Origin of the sequence: Microbacterium kunmingense (assembly GCF_023155745.1) — a bacterium.
In the GTDB taxonomy this organism is placed as follows: Bacteria; Actinomycetota; Actinomycetes; order Actinomycetales; family Microbacteriaceae; genus Microbacterium; species Microbacterium kunmingense.
The window spans coordinates 269,530-292,889 of record NZ_JAKNUS010000005.1; the positions used below are offsets into that span (position 1 = coordinate 269,530).

19 protein-coding genes are annotated in these 23,360 nt (G+C 70.4%); 7 read left to right on the forward strand and 12 right to left on the reverse strand.

The genetic code is table 11. The features are described 5' to 3' along the window. The first annotated feature begins 91 nt into the window (after window positions 1-91). On the forward strand, window positions 92-1,210 hold the full coding sequence (gene ald / locus MA875_RS09745; RefSeq protein ID WP_248242089.1) for an alanine dehydrogenase: 1,119 nt from the start codon (window positions 92-94) through the stop codon (window positions 1,208-1,210). A gap of 64 nt (window positions 1,211-1,274) precedes the next feature. Here ald and MA875_RS09750 read toward each other — a convergent pair whose 3' ends face one another. Genes MA875_RS09750 through gabT form a run of 5 tightly spaced genes read right to left on the reverse strand, consistent with a single transcriptional unit; the run spans window position 1,275 to window position 8,004 of the window. Then, window positions 1,275-2,639 carry an NAD-dependent succinate-semialdehyde dehydrogenase gene (locus MA875_RS09750; RefSeq protein ID WP_248242090.1) on the reverse strand — a complete coding sequence of 455 codons (1,365 nt, stop codon included), beginning with the start codon at window positions 2,637-2,639 and terminating at the stop codon, window positions 1,275-1,277. A gap of 24 nt (window positions 2,640-2,663) precedes the next feature. After that, entirely contained in the window at window positions 2,664-4,217 is a 1,554-nt protein-coding gene (locus tag MA875_RS09755) for an APC family permease (RefSeq protein WP_248242091.1), read from the reverse strand. After that, window positions 4,214-5,161: a universal stress protein gene (locus tag MA875_RS09760; RefSeq protein ID WP_248242092.1), complete on the reverse strand. Its 948-nt coding sequence runs from the start codon at window positions 5,159-5,161 to the stop codon at window positions 4,214-4,216. The genes MA875_RS09755 and MA875_RS09760 overlap by 4 nt, the downstream gene beginning before the upstream one ends. After that, on the reverse strand, window positions 5,158-6,531 hold the full coding sequence (locus tag MA875_RS09765) for a flavin monoamine oxidase family protein (protein WP_248242093.1): 1,374 nt from the start codon (window positions 6,529-6,531) through the stop codon (window positions 5,158-5,160). Before MA875_RS09765 ends, MA875_RS09760 begins: the two co-directional genes overlap by 4 nt. A gap of 60 nt (window positions 6,532-6,591) precedes the next feature. Then, the gene (gene gabT, locus MA875_RS09770) at window positions 6,592-8,004 is read right to left on the reverse strand and encodes a 4-aminobutyrate--2-oxoglutarate transaminase (RefSeq protein WP_248242094.1); all 1,413 of its coding nucleotides are present in this window, start codon (window positions 8,002-8,004) and stop codon (window positions 6,592-6,594) included. Window positions 8,005-8,125: 121 nt separating this feature from the next. Between gabT and MA875_RS09775 the strand changes: the two genes are divergently transcribed. Continuing rightward, a complete protein-coding gene (locus tag MA875_RS09775) occupies window positions 8,126-9,679 on the forward strand; it encodes a PucR family transcriptional regulator (RefSeq protein WP_248242095.1) in 1,554 nt (517 codons plus the stop codon). A gap of 110 nt (window positions 9,680-9,789) precedes the next feature. Here MA875_RS09775 and MA875_RS09780 read toward each other — a convergent pair whose 3' ends face one another. Beyond that, entirely contained in the window at window positions 9,790-11,277 is a 1,488-nt protein-coding gene (locus MA875_RS09780; protein ID WP_248242096.1) for a helix-turn-helix transcriptional regulator, read from the reverse strand. A gap of 138 nt (window positions 11,278-11,415) precedes the next feature. Here MA875_RS09780 and aceB point away from each other — a divergent pair, with 138 nt between their 5' ends. The 4 genes from aceB to MA875_RS09800 all read left to right on the forward strand — a co-directional run bounded on the left by aceB (window position 11,416) and on the right by MA875_RS09800 (window position 17,464). Next, window positions 11,416-13,062: a malate synthase A gene (gene aceB / locus MA875_RS09785; protein WP_248242097.1), complete on the forward strand. Its 1,647-nt coding sequence runs from the start codon at window positions 11,416-11,418 to the stop codon at window positions 13,060-13,062. Between the two features lie 34 nt (window positions 13,063-13,096). Continuing rightward, window positions 13,097-14,692, forward strand: a complete 1,596-nt coding sequence (locus MA875_RS09790) for an isocitrate lyase (protein ID WP_248242098.1) — start codon at window positions 13,097-13,099, stop codon at window positions 14,690-14,692. A 117-nt stretch (window positions 14,693-14,809) separates the two neighbouring features. After that, window positions 14,810-16,012 carry a pyridoxal phosphate-dependent aminotransferase gene (locus MA875_RS09795; RefSeq protein WP_248242099.1) on the forward strand — a complete coding sequence of 401 codons (1,203 nt, stop codon included), beginning with the start codon at window positions 14,810-14,812 and terminating at the stop codon, window positions 16,010-16,012. Between the two features lie 63 nt (window positions 16,013-16,075). Then, window positions 16,076-17,464, forward strand: a complete 1,389-nt coding sequence (locus MA875_RS09800) for a dihydrolipoyl dehydrogenase family protein (RefSeq protein ID WP_248242100.1) — start codon at window positions 16,076-16,078, stop codon at window positions 17,462-17,464. 713 nt (window positions 17,465-18,177) lie between these two features. Here MA875_RS09800 and MA875_RS09805 read toward each other — a convergent pair. The 6 genes from MA875_RS09805 to MA875_RS09830 are packed head-to-tail and all read right to left on the reverse strand — an operon-like array spanning window position 18,178 to window position 22,154. Further along, window positions 18,178-19,314 (reverse strand): UDP-N-acetylmuramate dehydrogenase, encoded by a 1,137-nt coding sequence (locus tag MA875_RS09805; RefSeq protein WP_248242101.1) that lies wholly within the window; start codon window positions 19,312-19,314, stop codon window positions 18,178-18,180. Beyond that, window positions 19,311-19,763 (reverse strand): MaoC/PaaZ C-terminal domain-containing protein, encoded by a 453-nt coding sequence (locus MA875_RS09810; protein WP_248242102.1) that lies wholly within the window; start codon window positions 19,761-19,763, stop codon window positions 19,311-19,313. The genes MA875_RS09805 and MA875_RS09810 overlap by 4 nt, the downstream gene beginning before the upstream one ends. After that, window positions 19,760-20,209 carry an FAS1-like dehydratase domain-containing protein gene (locus MA875_RS09815; RefSeq protein WP_248242103.1) on the reverse strand — a complete coding sequence of 150 codons (450 nt, stop codon included), beginning with the start codon at window positions 20,207-20,209 and terminating at the stop codon, window positions 19,760-19,762. The genes MA875_RS09810 and MA875_RS09815 overlap by 4 nt, the downstream gene beginning before the upstream one ends. A 9-nt stretch (window positions 20,210-20,218) precedes the next feature. Beyond that, window positions 20,219-21,016, reverse strand: a complete 798-nt coding sequence (locus MA875_RS09820) for a sulfite exporter TauE/SafE family protein (protein ID WP_248242104.1) — start codon at window positions 21,014-21,016, stop codon at window positions 20,219-20,221. After that, the gene (locus MA875_RS09825; RefSeq protein ID WP_248242105.1) at window positions 21,013-21,750 is read right to left on the reverse strand and encodes a DUF2510 domain-containing protein; all 738 of its coding nucleotides are present in this window, start codon (window positions 21,748-21,750) and stop codon (window positions 21,013-21,015) included. The genes MA875_RS09820 and MA875_RS09825 overlap by 4 nt, the downstream gene beginning before the upstream one ends. A 59-nt stretch (window positions 21,751-21,809) precedes the next feature. Then, a complete protein-coding gene (locus MA875_RS09830; RefSeq protein ID WP_248242106.1) occupies window positions 21,810-22,154 on the reverse strand; it encodes a TraR/DksA family transcriptional regulator in 345 nt (114 codons plus the stop codon). Between the two features lie 87 nt (window positions 22,155-22,241). On the opposite strand from MA875_RS09830, the gene MA875_RS09835 reads away from it, so the two are divergent. After that, window positions 22,242-23,213: an NAD-dependent epimerase/dehydratase family protein gene (locus MA875_RS09835; protein ID WP_248242107.1), complete on the forward strand. Its 972-nt coding sequence runs from the start codon at window positions 22,242-22,244 to the stop codon at window positions 23,211-23,213. Window positions 23,214-23,360 lie beyond the last annotated feature (147 nt).

The following is a 23,360-nucleotide window of genomic DNA, read 5'->3' on the forward strand; positions in this document are numbered from 1 at the left end:
GATCGTCATCCGCCAAGGAATCTTCTTCGGAGGTACTGCCGCTTTCATCTGTTTTCTTCAACACTATTCGTCAACTGCGAAAGGAGCTGTGATGCGAGTCGGTGTCCCAGCGGAGATCAAGAACAACGAGGATCGCGTGGCAGTGACGCCGGCGATCGTGGATCAGCTGCGCCGCCGCGGTCACGAGGCGATCGTGGAAGCCGGCGCCGGGGAGGGGTCGCGCATCTCGGATGCCGACTTCTCCGCCGCGGGAGCACGGATCGCTCCCACCGCCGACGAGGTGTGGGAGCGGGGCGACCTGATCCTCAAGGTCAAGGAGCCGATCGCCGCGGAGTACGGCCGCATGCGACGCGGCCAGGTGCTCTTCACCTTCCTCCACCTCGCCGCCTCGCGCGCGTGCACCGACGCGCTGTTGTCGAGCGGAGTCACCGCCATCGCGTACGAGACGGTCCAGCTGCCCGATCGGTCCCTTCCCCTTCTCACTCCCATGAGCGAGGTCGCCGGGCGTCTTTCGATCCAGGTCGGGGCGACCCACCTCATGCGTCCCGCCGGCGGGCGCGGCACGCTCCTCGGCGGCATCGCGGGCACGCGCAAGGGCAAGGTCGTGGTGATCGGCGGCGGCGTCGCGGGCGAGAACGCGGCGCGCAACGCCGTCGGCTTCGGCGCCGACGTCACCGTCATCGACATCTCCCTCCCCCGGCTGCGGACCCTGGAGACGGAGTTCGGCGGACTCATCCAGACCCGCCACTCCTCACCGCTCGAGATCGCCGACCAGCTCGCCGACGCCGACCTCGTCATCGGGTCGGTCCTGATCCCCGGCGCGGCGGCACCCAAGCTCGTCACCGACGAGATGGTGGCGGCGATGAAGCCGGGATCGGTGCTCGTGGACATCGCCATCGACCAGGGAGGATGCTTCGAGGGGTCGCGGCCCACGACCCACGACGAGCCGACCTTCCCGGTGCACGGGAGCCTCTACTACTGCGTTGCGAACATGCCCGGCGCCGTCCCCGAGACCGCCACGCGCGCCCTCACCAACGCCACCGCGCCCTACGTGCTGCGCCTGGCCGACCGCGGCTGGCGGGACGCGCTGCGCGCCGACGCGTCGCTGAAGTCGGGCCTGAGCACCCACGAGGGCATGCTCACCAATGCCGATGTGGGTGCGGCGCTGCAGATGGATGTTGCCAGCGCCGACGTCGTCCTCGCCGCCTGAGTCGCGTCGCTGAGAAGACGGAAGGGGCGGAGCGGCCCGGCGCCGCACCGCCCCTTCGACGATCTCACCCAGCGACGCGGATGAGCTTCTTGTTGACGAACTCGTCGGCGCCGAGCAGCCCCAGCTCCCGACCGGTGCCCGAGCGCTTCACGCCGCCGAACGGCAGTTCGGGGGAATCGGCGAGCACGACGTTGACGTAGACCATGCCGGCGTCGATCTTGTCCGCCACGCGCTGCGCCTGCTCGGGATCGGTGGTGAACACGTACGATCCCAGCCCGAACCCGGTGTCGTTCGCGACGCGGATCGCCTCTTCCTCGTTCTTCACCCGGTAGACGACACCTGCCGGGCCGAAGAGCTCCTCGCCGTAGACATCCATCTCGGGCGTGACGTCGGTGAGCACCGTGCCGGGGAAGAACGCGCCGTCGCGTGATCCTCCCGTCACCAGCCGGGCCCCCTGGGCCACGGCGTCGTCGATCTGCTTCTGCAGTCGCTCGGCCGCGGTCTCGGAGGAGAGCGGTCCGAGGACGGTGTCGTCCGCGAGCGGATCGCCCACCTTGGCCGCACCCATCGCCGTCGCGAACTTCTCGAGGAAGGGCTCGTACAGCTCATCGATGATGATGAAGCGCTTGGCGGCGTTGCAGGACTGACCGTTGTTGTCCAGTCGCGCGTCGACGGCCGCCTGAACGGTGGCGTCGAGATCATCCGTCGACAGCAGGATGAAGGGATCGGACCCGCCGAGCTCGAGCGCGACCTTCTTCAGATGACGCCCGGCGACCTCGGCCACCGCAGCGCCCGCCCGCTCCGATCCCGTGACCGACACGCCCTGGACGCGCGGATCGGCGATGACGGCTGCGGCCTGATCGTTCGTGGCGTAGATGTTCGTGTACGCGCCGACGGGGAGGCCCGCGTCTCGGTACATCGCCTCCAGTGCCGCGGCCGACTCGGGGCACTGGGGTGCGTGCTTGAGCAGGATGGTGTTGCCGAGGATCAGATTCGGAGCCGCGAAGCGCGCGACCTGGTAGTACGGGAAGTTCCAGGGCATGATCCCCAGCAGCACGCCCAGTGGCGTCCGGCGGATGACGGCTGTCCCCTCGCCTTCGATCTCCAGAGGCTGGTCGGCGGTGACCTTCTCGGCCACGTTCGCGTAATACTCGGTGATGTCGGCGGCGAAATCCACCTCACCGAGCGCCGCCACGAGAGGCTTGCCCATCTCGCGGACGATGATCGCCGCCAGCTCGTCGCGGCGCTCTCGATGAAGGTCGGCCACGCGGCGGATCAGCGCGGCACGCTCCGATACCGGGAGGTGCCGCCACGACCGGTAGGCGGTGTCGGCACGGTCGATGGCCGCGGCCAGGTCGTCATCGCTGATCGTGGGGTAGGTGGCGAGGGTCTGGCCCGTCGCGGGGTTGATGACGGCGTAGTCGGTCATGATTCTCCGTTCGTTTCGTACAGATCAGCGGCGGCGTGCGCCTGCGGGCGCGTCGAGGGACAGGGTCTCGCCGCGGAAGAAGGCGGGACGTCGCACGGCCTGCCAGACCATGATGACCACGCCGACGAGGATGATAGTCACACCCAGCACGAAGACGAGCCCCAACCCGAACACCGACGACCCGCTCCCGTAGTCAGGGTCCATCGAATCGATGAGCGTCGTGACGAAGATCACCGCGAGGATCACCCCACCCACCAGGGGGAAGACCAGGGTGAAGAAGACGTTTCGGACCGAGTCGAACCACTGCTTGCGGAAGTACCACACGCACGCGAACGCGGTGATCCCGTAGTAGAAGCAGATCATCATGCCGAGGGTGGTGATGGTGTCCCACAGCACGTTCTCGCTCACGAACCGCATGATCGCGTAGAACCCCGCCGCCACGACCGCCGACACCAGCGTGGCGTAGCCGGGCGTGAAGAACCGCGGGCTGACCCGGGCGAAAGCCGGCGGCAGGGCGCCGTAGTGCCCCATCGCCAGGAGCGTGCGGGCCGGTGAGACGAAGGTCGACTGCAACGATGCGGCCGAGCTCGTCAGCACGGCGAGCGAGACCAGGAAGGCGAGGGGTCCGAGGATCGGGCCCGCGAGGGCGAAGAAGACATTGTCCTGGATATCGGGGTTGCCCAGCCCGTACTCGCCCTCACCGGTGCCCGCGTACATCAGCAGGGCGATGGACAGGAGCAGGTAGAGCACCACGATGGTCACCACGGTGATCGTCGCAGCACGGCCGGGCGTGCGGTCGGGGTCTTTGGTCTCCTCGTTCATCGTGAGGGTGACATCCCACCCCCAGAAGATGAAGATCGACAGCGACACCCCCGCGGCGAACGCGCTGAACGACCCGATCGCGAAGGGGTTGAACCAGGACAGGTCGAAGGTCGTGGCGTCCCAGGCGTTCCCCGACGTCGTGGCGATGATCGCGGCGCCGGCGAAGAGAACCAGCACGACGACCTGGAAGCCGACGAGGACGTACTGCAGACGCTGGGTGGTCTGCATGTCGCGGTAGGAGACGAACGTCGCGGCGGCCACGAAGGCGAGGCACACGAGCACGTTCAGCCATGGGATGGCGGCGAGCTCGGCGATCTCGGGGGTGTTCGAGATCTGCGCGATGAGCAGGAACAGGAAGTCGACGGCGATGCCGGCCAGGTTCGACAGCACGATGATCGTCGCCGCAACCAGGCCCCACCCCGCCATCCAGCCGATCCACGGGCCGAAGGCGCGCGTGGCCCAGGTGAAGGATGTGCCGGAGTCCGGCATCCGTCGATTGAGCTCCCGGTACCCGAAGGCGACGAGGAGCATCGGGATGAACCCGACCAGGATGATCGCCGGCACCTGCACACCGACCTCCGAGACCGTCGGCCCGAGAGCGGCGGTCAGGGTGTAGGCGGGGGCGATGCACGAGATGCCGATGACGACGGCGCCGATGAGCCCGACGGCTCCGACGCTGAGTCCCTTGCGGGACAGCCCGCCGGCGTCTTCGCCGGTGGCGGGCGCGAGGGGCGCGGAGCTTTCGGGTGCGCTCATCGCCGCTCTCCTTCCTGCGGCTGCCGCGCGCGTGTGCGCGGCACCACGATCATGGGGACGGGCAGCTCGTGCAGCATCTTCGCTGCGGTCGAGCCGAGGAAAAGTCGACGGGGCTGGGCGAGGCGGCTGGATCCGACGAGGGCTATCTCGCCCGGCTCCCAGCCGATGTGCGAGACGGCGTCCTCGATGGAGTCGCCGGTGCCGACGACGGCCTCGGCGTCGATGCCGTCCGGCAGGGCGCGGCGGGCGGTGTCGAGGACCTCCTCGGCATGGGCGGCCCCGGCAAGACGGATGACGCCGGTGTCGACGCTCGGGGGAAGGTCGACCGTCACGAGCGACAGCAGACGCAGTTCGGCGCCGGTCGCCGCGGCGAGGGCGACAGCGTGCTCGAGCAGCGCATCGGCGCCGGGACGCGTGCCGACGGCGGCGGTGATCCGCGTGATCCCCGCGCCCGGATCGGTGCGCCGCGCGCCCTCCGGTGCGAGGACGACGGGGAGGTCGGAGGAGTGGAGGAGCTCGTTCGCGACCGATCCCAGCCGGTGCCGGCCGCGGATGCCGCCGTTGGCGGCGCCGACGACGATGTGCGAGGCGCCGGTCTCATGACCCGCGGCGACGAGGCCGGCCGCGAACGACTCGTCGTAGCGCACGTGCCGGTGTGGTCCACCGGCATCGCGATCGCGTCCGTGGAAGGCCTCGCGCACGCGCTCCTCGGCTCTGCCGAGCCACGTGTCCGCCTGCTGACGCAGGTACTGGTCGTAACCGGCGTCCGGCGGCGTGATCACGCTGCGGTCGTCGGCGGGGAGGACGACGGCCAGCTCCAGGTCGGCCGACGTCGCCGCCGCCAGACGCGCGCCGAGCGTGGCGGCGTCATCACCGGCATCCGTCGCGGTGTATCCGACGAGGACAGGCCCCATCCGCGTCGCTCCACCCTTCGGCGAGGTCATCCCCGGGCCTCCTCGACGATGCGGGAGGCGACCAGCCGTCCCATTCGGATGGCGCCGTCGACGTGCTGATAGCCGAGGCCCGCCATGTCGCTGCACGCGAAGTGGATCGGTCCGACCGGCTCGCGCTGATCGGCGCCGTACCGGGTGAGCCCGCCGAGATCGAAGCTCGCCGCGTACGCGCCGCGCGTCCACTCCTCGGTCCCCCAGTCGCTTTCGTAGTAGACCACCGGGTTCTTCGCCTCCGGGCCGTAGTAGTGCGAGAGGGATTCCAGGATGCGCTCCTTGCGCTCCTCGGCCGACAGGCGGAAGACGTCATCGGCGTGCCGATCCGACACGAACCCGACGAGGGTGCCGCGCTCGTCGCCGTGGTTGGTGTTGTCGTAGGCCTCGTGCGAGAGCTCGTAGGGGCTGAACGCCGTGCCCGACAGGCCCTGCTCCCGCCAGAACGGACGGTCGTAGACGGCATGGACCTTGATGACGAAGCCCATCGAGATGTGCTGATGCATCTGATGCTGAAGCCGCGGCAGGGGCGGGGAGAAGGAGATGCGCGGGTAGAGCACCGGTGCAAGGGCGAGGATGACGAAACGGGCACGCACCGTCATCCGGTCCGACTCCACCGTCACGCCGCCGTCGGTCCACTCGATGCGGCGCACCGGCTGATCGAGGAAGACGTCGCCCCCGAGACGCTCGGCCAGCAGCAGCGGCACCTGCTGCAGGCCCCCGACCACCCGCTTGTCGAGGATGAAGTCGGCGTCGACGAGGTGCGAGAAACTGCCGGCCGAGGCGGCCATGAGCAGGGCCTGGAGCGTGGAGAAGGCGTGCGGGGGCTTGGTGAGCATCGCGCCGGCGATGAAGAGCGCGATGTTGTCGCGGGCCTCGACATCGTCCGTCTGCGCCGCCAGCCATGCCTCGAACGAGGTGCGGTCGAGCTCCTCGGCGTCGGGGTGCTCCCACGGGCGGTCCGGGTCGATCTCGGCGACCATCCGGTCGAGCCGGTCGATGAGCTCGACCATCACCTTCTCGGTCGCCTCGGGAACGGGGAAGATCTCGCCGGTGAAACGGGTGAGCTTCCCGTCGGCGTCGATGTACACCGAGTCGCCCTCCCGGTAGCGGGAGTAGGTTTCGAGCCCGAGGTCGTCGAGGGTCTCGATGAGGGCCTCCTGGTCGGGTGAGACCCACTGGCCCCCCACCTCCAGCATGGCCCCGTCGATGACGTCGGTGTGCAGCCTTCCGCCGACCCGGTCGCGCGCCTCGAGGACGGCGACCGAGAGGCCGGCCTTGCGCAACTCGTTCGCGGCGGTGAGGCCGGCCGCTCCCGCGCCGACGATGACGACGTCGCGCGTGAGCACATCGGTGGTGGGATCTGTCATGGTGCTCCTTTGCATCGGGTTCGAGCAGACACCCGGCGCGAACGCCGGGTCATCCCGGGGTCAGTCTGCCGTGGGGGTGGGGGCGTCGTCACCGACGAGCACGGGCTCGCTGTCGGTACGCGACTCGTCGAGCACCGTCGCGAGGACGTCGAGCCCCTCGTTCAGCAGCGCGTCGCCGATGGCCAGCGGCGGCAGGAATCGGATGACGTTGCCGTACGTCCCGCAGGTGAGGACGATCACGCCCTGGGCGATGCACGCCTTCGCGATCGCCGCGGTGAGGGCGGCGTCGGGGGCCCCGGTGGCGGGATCGACGAACTCGACCGCGACCATCGCCCCGCGCCCGCGGACGTCTCCCAGCCGCGGGTCTGCGGCCTGGATCGCGCGAAGCCGCTCGATGAGGATGCCGCCGATCTCGCGGGCCCGCTCGATGAGACCCTCGGTCTCGAACGCCTCGATCGCGGCGAGCGCCGCCGCGCAGGCGATCGGGTTGCCGCCGTAGGTGCCACCGAGCCCCCCGAGATGGGAGGCGTCCATGATCTCGGCACGCCCGGTGACCGCGGCCAGCGGCAGGCCCCCCGCCATTCCCTTCGCCGTGGTGATGAGGTCGGGCACGATGCCGAAGACATCGCTGGCGAACATCGCGCCGGTGCGGGCGAAGCCCGTCTGCACCTCGTCGGCGATGAAGACGACGTCGTTGGCGCGGCACCAGTCCACCAGCGCCGGGAGGAAGCCGTCGGCGGGGACGATGAAGCCGCCCTCCCCCTGGATGGGTTCGATGATGACGGCGGCGAGGTTGTCGGCTCCGACCTGCTTCTCGATGACCGAGATGGCCCGGGCCGCGGCATCCGCCCCGCTCAGCCCGTCACGGAACGGGTACGACAGCGGCGCCCGGTAGATCTCGGAGGCGAACGGACCGAACCCGCTCTTGTACGGCATCGCCTTGGCGGTCAGCGCCATGGTGAGGTTCGTGCGGCCGTGGTAGCCGTGGTCGAAGGCGACGACGGCCGGCTTTCCGGTGTACTTGCGGGCGATCTTGACGGCGTTCTCGACCGCCTCGGCCCCGGAGTTGAACAGCGCGCTCTTCTTGGCGTGGTCGCCCGGGGTGACGCGGTTCAGCGCCTCGGCGACGGCGACGTACGACTCGTACGGAGAGATCATGAAGCAGGTGTGGGTGAACCGGGCCACCTGCGCCTGCACCGCCTCGACGATGCGAGGGTGGGCGTTGCCGACCGTGGTGACGGCGATCCCCGACCCGAGGTCGATGAAGGAGTTGCCGTCGGCATCGACGACCACCCCGCCGCCGGCGGCGACGGCTTCGACCGGCACCGTGTGCCCGACGCCGGCACTGACGGCCGCCGCCTTGCGGGCGAGCAGCTCCTGCGACCGGGGGCCCGGGATGGAGGTGACGAGTCGGCGCTCCTGCGGAAGGGTCGGTCCGCCGAGCGGGGGCGCGGTGAGGGTGGCAGCGGTCATGCCGGGAGCGTAGGGTTCGGGATGCCGCCGGCGCACCGGCCCGCGCGTACATTCTGTGCCGGGGGTTGTACCATCCGTACAGTGGACCCGGGTGCGGAACGCCCCGCCGCGAGGAGGCACCATGACGACGACGGCCCAGGCCGCTGCGCCGCCGACCCTCCGTTCCCTCCTCTCCCGCACCGACCTGCACCTGCGGGACGAGGACACCGCACCCGACGACGCGCTGTCGCGCCCGGTCCGGTGGGTCCACAGCACCGATCTGCTCGACCCGACGCCGTTCCTGTCCGAAGGCCTCGTCCTGCTGACCACCGGGACCCAGTTCCTCGACGCCGACGACGAGGCATCCGTCGTCGACGCCTACGTGCGCCGCCTGTCCGAGCGAGGCGTCGTGGGAGTCGGCTTCGGCACCGAGGTCGTGCGCGACGGCATTCCGCCGACTCTCGTCCAGGCCTGCCGGCACCACCGCATGCCGCTGTTCGAGGTGCCGTACCGCACGCCCTTCATCGCGGTCGCCCGGGCCAACGCCGAGGCGATCGCCGCCGTCGGATATGCCCGGCGATCATGGGCTCTCGCCGCGCAGCGCGCGATCTCGCTGGCTGCGCTGCGTCCCGACGGCCTGGGCGCGACGGTGGCGGAGCTCGCCAAGCAGCTGGGCACCTGGGTCGGCCTCTACGACGCCGCCGGCGAGCTCGCGCGCGAACATCCGGCCGGAGACCTCGCGCCCGATGTCGCCGCGGCACTGCATGCCGAGATCGGCGCGGTCCTGCGCCGCGGTGCCCGTGCCGGGTCGTCGCTGCGCCTGGGGGATCTGCCGTTCACCCTGCAGACGCTCGGCCGGGGCGGTCATCTGCGCGGTGTGATCGCCATCGCCGCCGGCGACCTCGACCAGGAGGGTCGAGGGGTCGTGACCGCGGTGATCGCGATGGCCGGCCTCGCCCTCGAGCAGCAGCAGGGGCTCGCCCGGGCTCGTGGCAGCCTCCGCGCCGGGCTCGTGCAATCCCTCCTCTCGGGCGATCCCGCCCTCGCGCGACGGATCTCCCGCGATCTGTGGGGGTCGCTGCCGACGGCGCCGGTGGTGGTGGCGATGACGGATGCCACGACGGCGCGCGTCGACAGTGTCGCCGAGTTCCTCGAGCTCCGCGCCGAGGAGCGACGCGGAGCGGTGTTCTTCGGCCGGAGCGGTGACGGTCTGGCCGTGGTCGTGCCGGCGGCGGCGCCCGACGTGCTCGACGAGCTCGTCGAGCGCTTCGACGCGCGGCTCGGCGTCTCCGACGCCACCGGCTGGGACGGTTTCGCGGCGGCCGTCGAACAGGCCCGCATCGCGCGGGATCGTGCGGCCGAGCGGGGCGAAGGACCCCTCACGCGCTTCGCCGATGTGGCGCGGTCGGGCGTGATCGCCGCGCTCACCGCGCTGTCGGGCGAAGCCCGTGCGGTCGCCGCCGCCGAACTCGCACCCCTCGCCACCCACGACGCCGACCACGGCACCGCCCTCGTCACGACGCTTCGGACCTGGCTCGAGCAGGACTGCTCGCACGAGGCGTGCGCGCGCGCCCTCGGGGTGCACCGCCACACGGTGCGCACCCGGCTGGCCCTGGCCGAGCGGGTGCTCGGCCGCGACCTGTCGTCTTTCGCGGTGCGCGCGGAGCTGTGGGCTGCGTTCGCGGCATCCTCCTGACCCCACTCCTCCCTGCCCCTCACCCGCGTGCGCCCCGCACCGCGATCCGTCAGAAACGGCTGTTCCCGCCGCGTCCGGGCAGCAATGATCGACGGGTCGCGGGTCAGGGTTCAGGAACCGGATGCTGGCGCGTGGGCCTCGAGGAACTCGTAGACGTCGGTGGTGTCCACCCCCGGGAAGGCGCCCGTGGGGAGGGTGGCCAGCAGCGTCCGCGGGGTGCGGACGTTCGGCCACGCGTACTCGCGCCACGACGCCTCGAGATCCGCCGGCGCCCGGCGGCAGCACACCTCCACCGAGTGCTTCGACACCCCGCGGTGCGGAGTGTCGCGGCCGAGGAACCATTTGGTGTCGTCGAAGCGCACCCCCACCGACACCGAATGCGCGCCCTCGCTGGAGAGCTCGACGCGGGCGGTGCACCAGTACGTCCCGTTGCCGGTGTCGGTGTACTGGTAGTAGGGGTTGAAGTGGTCGTCCTCATCGAAGACGACGCGTGAGGTCCACTTCCGGCAGCACATCTGCCCCTCGATCGATCCCAGCCGATCGGTCGGGAAGTTCACGTCGTCGTTCTCGTACGCCTTGGTGATCGTGCCCGACTCGTGCACCTTCAGGAAGTGCACCGGGATGCCGAGGTGCACGGTCGCGAGATTCGTGAACCGGTGCGCGGCGGTCTCGTACGACACCGAGTATGCGTCGCGGAGATCTTCGATCGACACCGCCCGACGCCCCTTGGCCTCGAGGAGGAACGGCACGGCGTGGTCCTCGGGGATCGAGAGGGCTCCGGTGAGGTAGTTCGTCTCGACCCGCTGGCGGAGGAACTCCGCGTAGCTCGTGGGTTCGGTGTGGCCGAGGATCCGACTGGAGAGGGCTTGCAGCACCGCCGTCCGCGGATCACCCTTCGACGCCAGCCTGCTCGAGAGGTAGAGCCGGCCGTTCTTGATGTCGGCGACGCTGCGGGTGGTCTGCGGCAGATCCGGCACGTAGTGCAGCGTGAACCCGAGGTGTGCGGCGATGTCGGATGCCGTCCGCTGGGTGAGTGGGCCCCCGGGGTGTCCGACCGCGGTGAGGATCGCCAGAGCCTGCTTCTCCAAATCCGGGAAGTGGTTGTTCTGCGTGCGCATGAGACGGCGGAGCGCGACGTTGGCACGTCGGGCCTCCTCGGGGGTGGCGGCCCGCTCATCGCGCAGCCTCTCGATCTCGCCCTGCAGCGCGAGCATCGCGCGGAGGGCGCCGTCGGGGACGGTCTTGCCGATGCGGAAGGGCGTGATGCCCAGCGCCTGGAACGTCTGCCCCTTCATCGCGCGCTCGAGGGCGATCTCCATCGTCGCGCGCTCGTCGAGGGGTTCGGACTCGAGGAGCGCGTCCAGGCTCGTCCCGAGGGCGCGGGCGATCTGGCGCAGCAGCGTCAGCTTCGGCTCGCGCCGGCCGTTCTCGATCATCGATAGCTGGCTGGGCACGCGCTCGACGGCGGCGGCGAGGTCGTCCAGCGTCATGCCGCGCGCGGTCCTCAGCTGACGGATGCGGCGGCCGATGGTGAGGGGGTCCACCTCTTCATCGTCGGGGGCGTCCGCCCCGACATCCCGGTTCTGTGCCTTCGACATGACGGGATTCTGTCACGAATGACGAATATTCGGGAAAGTTCACACCCGGATTCGTCGGGCTCGAGGTGGATCTTCACCCCAGAGTGGAGTCACACCGCGGGACCACCACCGCGGATCCGCTCACAGGAGGACACGGACATGACACCTGCAACCGCCACACTGACCGCCCCCACCACGGCGCCGGCGCCGGCCGTCCAGGTCCTCGGCCGGATGGGCCCCCGCTACGACGAGATCCTCACGCCCGAGGCGCTGGCCTTCGTCGGCGAGCTCCACCAGCGCTTCGGCGGACGCCGGCACGACCGCCTCGCGGATCGGATGCGGCGGCGCTTCGAGATCGGCAACGGCCACGACCCGCGGTTCCGCGACGACACCGCGCACATCCGCGAAGACGCCGAGTGGCGGGTCGCCGGGGCGGGCCCGGGCCTGGAGGACCGCCGGGTGGAGATCACCGGACCCACCGATCCGAAGATGACGATCAACGCGCTGAACTCCGGCGCGCGGGTGTGGCTGGCCGACCAGGAGGACGCCACCAGCCCCACGTGGAAGAACGTCATCGAGGGACAGCTGTCGCTGCGCGACGCGATCCGCGGGGAGCTGACCTTCACGAATGACGCGGGGAAGACCTACGAGGTCACCGCGGAGCGGACGCCCACGATCGTGATGCGCCCGCGAGGCTGGCACCTGAGCGAAGCCCACCTGCGGTTCACCGACCGCGCGGGTCGCGGGATGGCGGCATCCGGCTCGCTCGTGGACTTCGGGCTGTACTTCTTCCACAACGCCGAGCAGCTCATCGCGAACGGCCGCGGGCCTTACTTCTACATCGCGAAGCTCGAGTCCAGCGAAGAGGCCAAGCTCTGGGACGACGTGTTCACGTTCAGCGAGCGCTACATCGGAATCCCGCATGGCACGATCCGCGCGACCGTGCTGATCGAGACGCTGCCGGCGGCGTTCGAGATGGAAGAGATCCTCTTCGAGCTGCGCGACCACTGCGCGGGACTGAACGCCGGACGCTGGGACTACATCTTCTCGATCATCAAGAACTACCGTGGGCGCGGGGCACGCTTCGTGCTGCCCGACCGCAGCGAGGTCACGATGACCGTGCCGTTCATGCGGGCGTACACCGAGCTGCTGGTGAAGACGTGCCACAAGCGCGGCGCCTTCGCGATCGGCGGCATGAGCGCCTTCATCCCGAACCGCCGCGACCCCGAGGTGACCGCTCGCGCGTTCGAGAAGGTCGCCGCCGACAAGAAGCGCGAGGCCGGCGACGGCTTCGACGGGACGTGGGTCGCCCACCCCGACCTGATCCCGACGGCGATGGCGGAGTTCGACGCGGTGCTCGGCGACCGTCCGAACCAGGTCGACCGGCAGCGCGAGGACGTGGAGGTGACGGCATCCGATCTCCTCGACGTGCACATCGGTCGGCCGGTGACCGCCGCGGGCGTGCACGCGAACGTCTCGGTCGCGATCCGCTACATCGAGGCGTGGCTCCGGGGCCTGGGCGCAGTGGCCATCGACAACCTGATGGAGGATGCCGCGACCGCGGAGATCTCGCGGTCTCAGGTGTGGCAGTGGATCCACCAGGACCGGGCGACGGAGGACGGCACCCTGATCACCCGCGAGTACATCGAGGGCCTGATCACACGCGTGCTCGCCGAGGCCGACCGCCGCGAGGGCGACCGTTTCGAGGACGCCGCCGAGGTGTTCCGCGAAGTGGCGCTGCGCGAGGAGTTCCCGACGTTCCTCACCCTGGCCGCGTACGCGAAGTTCCTGGTCGAAACCGACTGACCCCTTTTCCCCACGATCCGACGAAGGACATGACATGACCCACTACCAGGACGACATCACCGCCGTGCAGGCTCTGAAGCAGCAGAACGGCGCGAGCTGGGACGCGATCGACCCCGAGGCCGTCGCGCGGATGCGGGCGCAGAACCGCTTCCGCACGGGCCTCGAGATCGCCCAGTACACCGCCGACATCATGCGCCGCGACATGGCGGAGTATGACGCCGACTCGTCTGTCTACACGCAGTCGCTCGGCGTCTGGCACGGCTTCATCGGGCAGCAGAAGCTCATCTCGATCAAGAAGCACCTGAAGTCCACGAACAAGCGATACCTCTACCTGTCGGGCTGGATGGTCGCAGCCCTCCGCTCGGAGTTCGGGCCGTTGCCTGATCAGTCGATGCACGAGAAGACGGCGGTCCCCGCACTGATCGAGGAGCTTTACACGTTCCTCCGCCAGGCGGATGCCCGGGAGCTCGACCTGCTCTTCACGAAGCTCGACGCGGCGCGCGCGGCGGGAGACGAGACCGCGGCGGAGTTCATCCAGTCGCAGATCGACACGTACGAGACCCACGTCGTGCCGATCATCGCCGACATCGACGCCGGCTTCGGCAACCCCGAGGCGACGTACCTGCTCGCCAAGAAGATGATCGAGGCGGGCGCGTGCGCTATCCAGATCGAGAACCAGGTCTCCGACGAGAAGCAGTGCGGCCACCAGGACGGAAAGGTCACGGTTCCGCACGACGACTTCATCGCGAAGCTCAACGCGGTCCGCTACGCGTTCCTCGAGCTCGGCATCGACAACGGCGTGATCGTCGCCCGCACCGACTCGCTCGGAGCGGGGCTCACCCAGAAGCTCGCCGTCAGCCACACCCCGGGCGACCTGGGCGACCAGTACAACGCGTTCCTCGATGTCGAGGAGATCTCGGCATCCGATCTGGGCACGGGCGATGTCGTCCTCACGCGCGACGGCCGGCTGGTGCGCCCCAAGCGGCTGCCGAGCAACCTCTACCAGTTCCGTCCGGGGACGGGCGAGGAGCGCTGCGTCCTGGACTGCGTCACCGCGCTCCGCAACGGCGCCGACCTGCTCTGGATCGAGACCGAGAAGCCGCACGTGGAGCAGATCGCCGGAATGATGGACGAGATCCGCAAGGAGATCCCGAACGCGAAGCTCGTCTACAACAACAGCCCCTCGTTCAACTGGACGCTGAACTTCCGCCAGCAGGCCTACGACCTGCTGTCGCAGCAGGGTGCCGACGTCTCCGCGTACGACCGGGCCGAGCTGATGAGCCCCGACTACGACGACACCGAGCTCGGTCGCCTCGCGGACGAGAAGATCCGTTCGTTCCAGAAGGACGGCTCGGCACGCGCCGGGATCTTCCATCACCTGATCACCCTGCCGACCTACCACACGGCGGCCCTGTCGACGGATGACCTCGCCAAGGGCTACTTCGGCGACGAAGGGATGCTCGCCTACGTCCGGGGCGTGCAGCGCCGCGAGATCCGCGAGGGGATCGCGACGGTGAAGCATCAGAACATGGCGGGAAGCGACATCGGCGACAACCACAAGGAGTACTTCGCCGGGGATGCCGCCCTGAAGGCCGGCGGCGCCCACAACACGATGAACCAATTCGGCTGACACGGACGCGGTGCGGGCCGGAGGAGCGATCCCCGGCCCGCACCGCTGTCGAACCCCGCCCCGCAGGAGGCGGCACGCGGCTCCCGGCGGACACGCCCGGGCGACTACGCTGACCCCGTGACCTCCCGCGCTCCTCTCTCCCGCAAACTGTCCGCGATCGCCGAATCAGCGACCCTCAAGGTCGATGCGAAGGCCAAGGCGCTGCAGGCCGCCGGGCGCCCGGTGATCTCGTATGCCGCAGGCGAGCCCGACTTCGCCACGCCCTCGTTCATCGTCGACGCCGCCGCCGAGGCCCTGAGCGACCCCGCGAACTACCGCTACACCCCCGCCGCGGGCCTGCCGGTGCTGCGCGAGGCGATCGCCGCCAAGACCCTCCGCGACTCCGGGTGGGATGTCGAGCCGTCGCAGATCATCGTCACCAACGGCGGCAAGCAGGCGGTGTACCAGGCGTTCCAGGCTGTGGTGAACCCCGGCGACGAGGTTCTCCTCCCCGCGCCCTACTGGACGACCTACCCCGAGGCGATCCGCCTCGCCGACGGCGTGCCGGTCGAGGTCTTCGCCGGCGCCGACCAGGAGTACAAGGTCACCGTCGAGCAGCTCGAGGCGGCCCGCACCGAGCGGACGACGGTGCTCGTCTTCGTCTCGCCCTCCAACCCCACCGGCGCCGTCTACTCCGCCGAAGAGACCCGCGCGATCGGCGAATGGGCCCTCGAGCACGGCATCTGGGTGATCTCCGACGAGATCTACCAGAACCTGGTCTACGACGGCGCGCGGGCCACCTCGATCGTCGAGGCGGTGCCGGATATCGCGGGCCAGGCCATCCTCGTCAACGGCGTCGCCAAGACCTACGCCATGACCGGATGGCGGGTGGGCTGGATGATCGGCCCGACCGATGCGATCAAGCTCGCCGCGAATCTGCAGTCGCACCTGTCGAGCAACGTCAACAACGTCGCTCAGCGCGCCGCGCTCGCCGCGCTCACCGGACCCCAGGTCGAAGCCGAGAAGATGCGGAGCGCCTTCAACCGCCGCCGCCGCGTGATCGTGACCGAACTGGCGAAGATCCCCGGCGTCACCGTTCCCAACCCGCTCGGCGCCTTCTACGTCTACCCCGACGTGCAGGGGCTGCTCGGCCGCGAGTGGGGCGGTGCGACGCCGACCACCAGCCTGGAGCTCGCCGATCTCATCCTCGAGAAGGCCGAGGTCGCGGTGGTCCCCGGTGAGGCGTTCGGCCCGAGCGGGTATCTCCGCCTCTCGTACGCGCTCGGCGACGACGCCCTCCTCGAGGGCGTCCAGCGCCTGCAGCGGCTCTTCGGGGCCTGATCAGCCGGTCCCGGCCGACGTCGATGTGGCCCAAGGGCGGTCATCGGGTGCGACACTGACAGCGTGACCAGCCACACCGACTCCTACGATCTCGCCGTCATCGGAGCGGGGCCTGCCGGCACGGCGGCGGCCCTGCGTGCCGCGGAGCTCGGCGCGAAGGTCGCCGTGCTCGAAGCCTCCGACCGGCTCGGGGGCACCTGCGTCAACACCGGCTGCGTCCCCACCCGGGTGCTCGCGAAAGCCGCCCGGCTGATGCGCGAGGTGGGCGCCGCCCGCGAGTACGGCGTGGTGACGCATCCCGAAGCCCTGGACTGGGCCGCGACCGTCGCTCGCGTGCGAGAGCGGGTCGACCGCGTCCGAGCGGTCAAGAACGAGGCCGGCCGGTTCTCCGACGCGGGGATCGATCTGGTGCAGGAGGGACGGGCGCGTTTCGCCGACCCGCACACCCTGGTCCTCGATTCCGGCAGGCGCGTGCACGCCGCGTCGATCATCGTCGCCGTCGGCGGGCACTCCCGCCGCCTTCCCATCCCCGGCGCGGAACTGGCGACCGTGCCCGAGCACGTGCTGGAGCTGCCGTCGCTGCCGGGGCGCGTGGCCATCATCGGCGCCGGCAACACCGGCGCGCAGCTGGCGACGGTGTTCGAGTCCTTCGGCGCGCACGTGAGCGTGCTCGACGTCGCACCCCGCCTCCTGATGGCCTCCGACGCGGACGTGTCGGCCGCCATCGCCGAATCGTTCGAAGGGCACGGGATGACGGTGCGCACCGGCATCACGGGAGTCGACGCCCTGGAGGAGGGCGCCGACGGGATGACGCTGCGGTGGCGCGAGGACGACCGGCCGGTGGCGGACAGCTTCGATGTCGTGGTGATGGCCACCGGGTGGCCCGCCGACGTCGACGACCTCGGCCTGGAGCAGGCGGGAATCGCCATCGAGCGGTCGGCGATCCCGGTCGATGCGTACTTCCGCTCGGAGGTCCCGCACATCCTTGTCGTGGGTGACGCGACCGGGCGGGACATGCTGGTCCAGGCCGCGCAGTTCGAGGGTGAAGCGGCGGCCGAGAACGCGGTGCTCGGCGTAAACCGCCGCACGCCGCACCATCTCCTGCCCGCCGGCGGCTTCACCGATCCCGACTACGCCGGCGTCGGTCTCACCGAGGATCAGGCACGCGAACGCGATGAGCGTTGCATCGTCGCCGTCGCGCGGTACTCCGACCTCGAGCGGGCCGTCATCGACGATCGCGCAGTGGGGTTCCTCAAGCTCATCGCCGACAACCGCCGCGAGCTCATCCTCGGCGCGCACGCCGTCGGCGAGAACGCCGTCGAGGTGATCCAGTCGGTGACGACCGCCATGGCGGCGGGCATCGACGTCGCGACGCTCGCCGGCGTGAAGTTCGCCTACCCCACCTACAGCGCCATCATCGGGCTGGCCGCGCGTCAGCTCCTGCGCGGCTGATCCTCGCTGCGCGCCGCTGCGCGGCATCCGCTCTCCCGCCGGCTTCGCGACCCGGTCCCCCTTGCGCGCCCCCGGCGCCCTCGGCGCCTCGCGCCCCGTGCCCCGGCGCTTCGCGCCCCGCGCCCCGTGCGCGGCGCCCCCACAGACCTTCGCTCGTCGCAGATGTACGCCCGGAGGGGCCTTCGGCGTACATCTACGACGAACGAACGGCGAGACCCGCGCCGGCGCCGCACGGTGTGAGGAGAAGGGGCGCCGCGGGCACACGAGACGGCGAGGCCGCAGGCGCGCGGGACGGCGGGGCGGCGGGCACGCGGGACGGCAAGACCGCAGGCGCCGGCTCGCCACGACACCCCACACCGGGCACTCCACCCGCAACAGCGTTTCGTTCGTCGCAGATGTACGCCCGAAGGGGTTCGCGATGTACATCTGCGACGAACCAACGGGTGGTGACCCGCGCCGGCCGCGGTGCCTCGGCTCGCTACGCGCCTCGTTCGTCGCAGATGTACGCCCGGAAGGGCCGTCGGCGTACATCGGCGACGAATGAACGAGAGTGACGGACCTCTCCGCCGAGCGACGGCGGGCCAGGAGCGAACGAGCGAGCGACGGCACGCGACGACCCGGCACGCGACAACCCGGCGCACGAAACCCGGCGCGCGACGACCCGGCGCACGACGACCCGACGCGCGACGACGAAGCGCGGGCGGGACGCGAACCTACAGGTGTACTCCGATGAGCACGGGCTCGGGCTGCAGCAGCAGGCCGAACTCGGCGTGCACGCGCCCCTGGATGAACCGCGCGAGCTCCGCGATCTCTTCCGCGGTCGCCCCTCCGCGGTTGGTCAGGGCGAGGGCGTGCTTGGTCGACACGGCCGCCCGCGAGCGCGGCAGCTTGAACCCCTTGCGGATGCCCGACTGCTCGATGAGCCAGCCGGCGCTGACCTTCACATCGGGCTCGGCGGTCGACAGGGGCGGCACGCTGCCGTCGAAGTTCGCCAACGGCACGACGACCACCGGATCGAAATCGGGCGCGACCGGCCAGCGGGGGCACTCCGGCGGGAGAGTGCGGGCGAAGGATGCCGAGACGACGGCGTTCTGAAAGAAGGATCCGGCGCTCCACGTGTCGGGGTCGGCCGCATCGAGCACCATCCCTTTCCGCGCGCGGATCTGCCGCACCTGCTCGCGCACGAACGCCAGGGTGACCGCGTCTCCGCTCTGCAGCGCGAGCGCGTTCCGCAGCTGTTCGCCGTGAATTCGTCGGGGGGCATCTCCGATCACGGCGAGCTCGACGGTGACCGAGAGGATGACCGCCCTTCGCTCGGGCTCGGAGCCGTAGTGGTGCTTGAGCACCGAGGTGCGGAAACCGAGGCCCAGCTCCGCCGCCGGCACGGTCGACACGTCGCCCGTGGCCTCGTCGACGAGTTCGACCTCGACGAGGGTCTGCACGATCTCCTGTCCGTACGCGCCGATGTTCTGCACGGGCGCGGCGCCCACCGTGCCGGGAATGCCCGACATCGCCTCCACGCCCGCGAGGCCGTTCTCGACGGTGTAGGCCACGAACGCGTCCCAGTCGTGTCCGGCCTGCACCCGCAGCCGCACGAATCCCTCACGCGCAGCGGGCAGCGGCTCGATGCCCTCGGTGAGGACGCGCACGACCGTTCCGGGGAAGGGCTCGTCGCCCACGAGCAGGTTCGACCCGCCTCCCAGCACGAACCACGGGTCATCCGCCGCCCACACCTCGCGGAGCGCAGACACCAGCTCGTCCGCGGTGCGCGCCTCGACCATGCGCTCGGGAACCCCGCCGGCGCGAAGGGTCGTGAGGCTCGACAGCGCGACGGGGGGAACCTCGGTCATCGAGCTCCGTCGCCCGTGGAGTCAGCGGGCTGATCCGCAGGACGCACGCGCACCTGGGCCTTCCCCAGCACGGTGGTGTCCGCGGCGGTCACGGTGAGGTCGACACGCACCGCGTCGTCGGCGACCTGACCGATCCGGGCGACGATGTGCAGGTCGGCGCCGTCGGCGGGGTCCACGACGACCGGGCGGGTGAAACGCACGCCGTAGTCCAGGATGCGACCGGCGTCGCCGAGCCAGGGCGTGATCGTCCCGACGGCGAGACCCATGGTCAGCATCCCGTGGGCGAGCACGCCGGGGAGCCCGACCTCGGCGGCGACGTCGTCTCGGTAATGGATGGGGTTGAAGTCCCCCGACGCGCCGGCGTAGCGCACCAGGGATTCGCGGGTGAGGTGGACCGTGCGTTCGGCCACGATGTCGCCCACCGTGACGGCGCCGACGTCGGGGCTCACGCGTCGCCCTCCCCCACGAGAAGGACGGATGTCGCGGTGACGACGTGCGCGCCGGCGGCGTCGACCATCTCGGCCTCACTGGTCACCATGGCATTGCCCCCGAGGGTGCGGATGCCCGTCACGGTGAGCTGTGCGGTCAGCTCGTCACCGGCGACGATCGGGCGCGAGTAGCGGAAGCGCTGCTCGGCATGCAGCACCCGCGAGAGCTCGATGCCGCTGTCGGGCTCGGCGAGCAGCTGCTGCAGGGTGACGTCCTGCAGCACGATCGGGAAGGTCGGGGGTGCGACGACGTCACCGTATCCGAGGGCCCGCGCCGCCTCGGGATCGAGGTGCTGGGGGTCGTCGGAGAAGACCGCCCGAGCGAATTCGCGGACCTTCTCCCGCCCCACGAGATACGGGGGTGTCGGGGGGAAGGCGCGGCCGACGAGATCGGGGTTCACTGGCACCGCTTCATCCTACCGAGCAGCCCGACGCCCCCGAATGGCGCGCACGGCCATCTGCACCGCGATGACGACGAGGAACGCCGCGAACAGGATGTTGCCCAGCTGCGGGTCGACGAGGGTGGCGAGCCACGTCCCGACCGGGGCGGTCACGCACGCCGCGACGCCGATGATGGCCGCCGCGGGCAGGTCGACGTTCTTGCGGACCAGGTTGCCCACGGTGCCCGAGATCGCCGTCGGGATCATCATCAGCAGCGAGGTCCCCTTGGCGAGAAGGTCGCTCGTACCGAAGAGCAGGAGCAGCACCGGCACGACGATCACTCCGCCCCCGACGCCGAGAAGACCCGCGAGGATGCCGGTGACGACACCGAGCGCGATGAGGCCGAGCACCGTGACGACGGTGAGCGGAAGCCCGGCGTCGCGCGAGGGGATGACGAGGAACAGCGAGACGATCACGATGACCAGGAACCCCACGAAGCCCCAGCGCAGTACCGTCACCGGTGTTCGAGGGAGGAGCCAGGTGCCGATCTGCGCGCCCACGACGGCGCCCGCCGCGAGGATCAGCGCGGGGATCCACGCGACGGAGTCGTTGATCGCGTACGCGACGACCCCGACCGTGGCCGTCGGCACGATCGCGGCGAGCGAGGTCCCGGCAGCCAGGCGCTGCCCGTAACCGAGCACCAGCACGAGGAGCGGGACGACGACGGTGCCGCCGCCGACGCCGAACAATCCCGACATCAGGCCCGCGATGAAGCCGACCCCGAGGCACGTGACGACGAAGCGCGCGCCGCGCGCGGTGGGAGCCTCCGTCATTCGACGAACAAGGCGTTGTCGACCACCCAGGCGCCGTCCACCTCGATCACGGTGTACTGCCACGACTCCTCGATCGGCTGCGGAGTATCCAGCGGCTCGCCGTCGAGGAAGAGGGTGTCGTAGGTCTCGGTCGTGTCGACGTAGATGGTCCGTTCCTCAGCACTCACCCCGAGGACATCGATCTGGTAGTTCTCCACGGAGGATGCGAAGCCGGCGGCCTGCTCCTCGAAGGTCGGGCAGTCGGCGATCTTGTTCCCGGTCCGGAACGCCTCGGATGTCGCCTCGAAGTACTTGTCGCAGTCCCCCTCGCGCCACGCCTCGTCGTAGAGCTCGACGGCGCTGACCGCCGCCTGCTGGTCGGCCTCGTCCACGCCACCCCCCGAGGAGAAGACGCCGATGAGGATCGGGATGAGCACCGCGGCGGCGATGACGATGCCGAGGAGCACCACACCCAGCACCACCCAGAGGATCCAGAGCTTGGACTTCTTCGGCTCGGTGGCCGCGGTGAAAGCCCCGCCGGCAGGTGCGTACCCGGGCGCACCGGCGAAACCGGGCGCGGAGGGCGGAGCACCGACGCCGGCGTAACCCGAGGAATCGCCGGCCTCCGCAGGACCCGCCGGGGGCGCGTCGGTCCCGTCCTCGGTCGACTGCACGTGCTCGGTCCACTTCGCACCGTCCCACCACCGTCGGGTGCCTGGGCCGTAGTCGTACCACCCGGGAGGGTTCGTGCTCATGCTCGCTCGTTTCGTCATGTCCCGGCCGTGCGAGGGACCGGGCGTCCGCCGCCCTCAGCCTACTGCCGCCGCTCGGCGCACCGAACGCATCGGGTGGCCGTGGGGCGCACCTCCAGCCGCCCCTGGGGGATGACCTCCCCGCACGTCTCGCAGATGCCGAACGTGCCGGCCGCCACACGATCGAACGCGGCGTCGATCCCCGCCATCTCGGCCAGCACGCCGACGCGAACGCCCTCGATGCGCGACCACTCCGCCGACAGGGTGCCCCCTTCCGGGTCGTGCTCGTCGTCGGCCGATTCGGCGCCGCGCGCGTCGCGCAACTGCGCCAGCTGCACCTCGACCTCGGCGAGGCGCCGCCGCGCATGATCGCGCGCGGCGCGGAGGGCGTCGAGAGGCGAATCCATAGGGCGCACGCTACCGACCGGGTCCGACATCGGCACCCTAGGCTCGGAGGGTGCGTCGGCGCCCGCCCGCACGGAGAGGCGGACACCGTGCGCGTCGTCGTCATCGGCGGAACCGGTCACATCGGCACCTTCCTCATCCCGCGGCTCGTCCGCGCCGGCCACGAGGTCGTCTCGCTGAGCCGCGGCGCCACGCCGCCGTACGTTCCCGCCCCGGAATGGTCCGCGGTGCGACAGGTCGTCGCCGACCGCGAGGCCGCCGATCGAGACGGCACCTTCGGCGACATCGTCCTCGCCCACACCCCCGACGCCGTGGTCGACCTCCTCGCCTTCACCCCCGATTCCGCCCGCTCCCTCGTCGAGGCGCTGCGCGGACGGGTGGGCCACCTCGTCCACTGCGGGACCCTCTGGCGGTACGGTCCGAGCGACCGCGTCCCGATCCGTGAGGGCCAGGGCACGCCGCCCTTCGACGAGTACGGCATCCTCAAGGCCGAGATCGCCGAGATGCTCGCCGCCGAGACCGCCGCCGGGGGCCTTGTCACCACGACCGTGGATCCCGGCCACATCGTCGGTCCGGGCTGGACGCCGGTGGGGCCGCTCGGCAACGGCGATCCCCGCGTGTGGTCCGACCTGTCGGCGGGCCGCACGCTCCGGGTTCCGGGGAGCGACGGCGCGCTGATGCACCATGTCCACGCCGACGACGTCGCGCAGGTGTTCGAGCTCGCCCTCGCGCACCGCGACGCGGCCGCGGGCGAGGACTTCCACGCCGTCGCCCCGTCGGCGTTGACCGTGCGCGGATACGCGGCGGCCGCGGCATCCTGGTTCGGAAAGCCCCTCTCTCTGGAAGGCATCACCTGGGAGCAGTTCCGCGCCGAGACGACCGCGCGATTCGCGAACGCGAGCTGGGGGCACCTGCACCGCAACCACTACCTCAGCATCGACAAGGCCCGCGACGTGCTCGGCTACCGCCCCCGCTACGAACCCGACAATGCGATCCTCGAGTCGGTGAGGTGGCTGATCGAGAACGACAGGATGGATGTCGCGGGGCCGCTCGTGCGCTGAGGAGCCGCCGTGGGGCACCGGCACACGGCGGTTTCGAAGCGAGGACCGATAACGTGGCCGGCATGCCGAAAACTGCGGACGGATCCGACTGTCATAGTCCCGGCGCCCGGGTGACCCCGGGCGCATCCCCGCGAGGGGAGGTGAACC

What these genes read in the sequence shown, in the direction of transcription:
- MA875_RS09775 (WP_248242095.1), top strand. Translation starts at nt 8,126, where the DNA reads ATGACGACGACGGCCCAGGCCGCTGCGCCGCCGACCCTCCGTTCCCTC.
- MA875_RS09755 (WP_248242091.1), bottom strand. Translation starts at nt 4,217, where the DNA reads ATGAGCGCACCCGAAAGCTCCGCGCCCCTCGCGCCCGCCACCGGCGAA.
- MA875_RS09805 (WP_248242101.1), bottom strand. Translation starts at nt 19,314, where the DNA reads ATGACCGAGGTTCCCCCCGTCGCGCTGTCGAGCCTCACGACCCTTCGC.
- MA875_RS09765 (WP_248242093.1), bottom strand. Translation starts at nt 6,531, where the DNA reads ATGACAGATCCCACCACCGATGTGCTCACGCGCGACGTCGTCATCGTC.
- MA875_RS09790 (WP_248242098.1), top strand. Translation starts at nt 13,097, where the DNA reads ATGACCCACTACCAGGACGACATCACCGCCGTGCAGGCTCTGAAGCAG.
- ald (WP_248242089.1), top strand. Translation starts at nt 92, where the DNA reads ATGCGAGTCGGTGTCCCAGCGGAGATCAAGAACAACGAGGATCGCGTG.
- MA875_RS09830 (WP_248242106.1), bottom strand. Translation starts at nt 22,154, where the DNA reads ATGGATTCGCCTCTCGACGCCCTCCGCGCCGCGCGCGATCATGCGCGG.
- MA875_RS09780 (WP_248242096.1), bottom strand. Translation starts at nt 11,277, where the DNA reads ATGTCGAAGGCACAGAACCGGGATGTCGGGGCGGACGCCCCCGACGAT.
- MA875_RS09760 (WP_248242092.1), bottom strand. Translation starts at nt 5,161, where the DNA reads ATGACCTCGCCGAAGGGTGGAGCGACGCGGATGGGGCCTGTCCTCGTC.
- aceB (WP_248242097.1), top strand. Translation starts at nt 11,416, where the DNA reads ATGACACCTGCAACCGCCACACTGACCGCCCCCACCACGGCGCCGGCG.
- MA875_RS09820 (WP_248242104.1), bottom strand. Translation starts at nt 21,016, where the DNA reads ATGACGGAGGCTCCCACCGCGCGCGGCGCGCGCTTCGTCGTCACGTGC.
- MA875_RS09825 (WP_248242105.1), bottom strand. Translation starts at nt 21,750, where the DNA reads ATGAGCACGAACCCTCCCGGGTGGTACGACTACGGCCCAGGCACCCGA.
- gabT (WP_248242094.1), bottom strand. Translation starts at nt 8,004, where the DNA reads ATGACCGCTGCCACCCTCACCGCGCCCCCGCTCGGCGGACCGACCCTT.
- MA875_RS09750 (WP_248242090.1), bottom strand. Translation starts at nt 2,639, where the DNA reads ATGACCGACTACGCCGTCATCAACCCCGCGACGGGCCAGACCCTCGCC.